Here is a 1,133-nt window from a genome sequence, read left to right on the forward strand (position 1 = left end):
TGGATCGCAGTTGTTCTCGGTGGCCTCCGGCGTCAATACGCTCGGTAATAGCATCGCATCGGGCCTCGGTGGCGGCAGCACCTACAACAGTGCGACCGGCGCCGTGACGACGAGCCTCAGCTATGCGGGCAATACGTACAACTCCGTCCAGAACGCGCTGAACGCAATCAGCGGTGGCGGCACAACTGCTGGCGTCAAGTATTTCCACGCCAATTCGACCGGCCCTGACAGCCAGGCGATCGGTGCCGACAGTGTGGCGATCGGCACGAATGCCGTCGCGAACCATGCAGGCGATGTCGCGCTTGGCGCCAATTCGACGACTGGCGCGGTGACCCCGACATCCGGTGCGACGATCGGTGGCACGAGCTATAGCTTCGCGGGCGCGAATCCGACGAGTGGCGTGAGCGTGGGCGCGCCCGGCGCGGAACGGCAGATTCAGAATGTCGCCGCCGGCCGCATTTCGTCATCGAGTACGGACGCGATCAACGGCTCGCAACTCTATGCGACCAATCTCGCTATCGACTCGCTGTCGACGTCGACGTCGACCGGCATCAGTTCTTTGTCGACCAGTCTGGGCTCGACCAGCAGCGCGATCGCGTCGCTGTCGACTTCCACGTCGACGGGTCTCTCGTCGACCAATAGCTCGATTGTTTCCCTGTCCACGTCGACGTCGACCGGCATCGGTTCGCTGTCGACCGGCCTCTCGTCGACCAACAGCTCGGTTGCATCGCTGTCGACCTCGACCTCGACGGGAATCTCGACGGCGAACAGCTCGATCGCATCACTGTCCACGTCAACCTCGACCGGCATTGGTTCGCTGTCCACCGGTCTTTCGTCGACCAACAGTTCGGTTGCATCACTGTCGACCTCGACCTCGACGGGGCTTTCGACGGCGAACAGCTCGATCGCATCACTGTCCACGTCAACCTCGACCGGCATTGGTTCGCTGTCCACCGGCCTCTCGTCGACCAACAGTTCGGTTGCATCACTGTCGACCTCGACCTCGACGGGGCTTTCGACCGCGAACAGCTCGATCGCATCACTGTCCACGTCAACTTCGACCGGCATTGGTTCGCTGTCCACCGGCCTCTCGTCGACCAACAGTTCGGTCGCATCGCTGTCGACCTCGACCT

At 62.4% G+C, this 1,133-nt stretch carries 1 pseudogene; it reads left to right on the top strand.

The features are described from left to right. Window positions 1-406 precede the first annotated feature (406 nt). Window positions 407-1,133 (top strand): annotated as a pseudogene (locus tag ACV229_RS40510) (cell surface protein); the annotation flags it as partial.

It is taken from the genome of Burkholderia sp. MR1-5-21 (genome assembly GCF_053427715.1).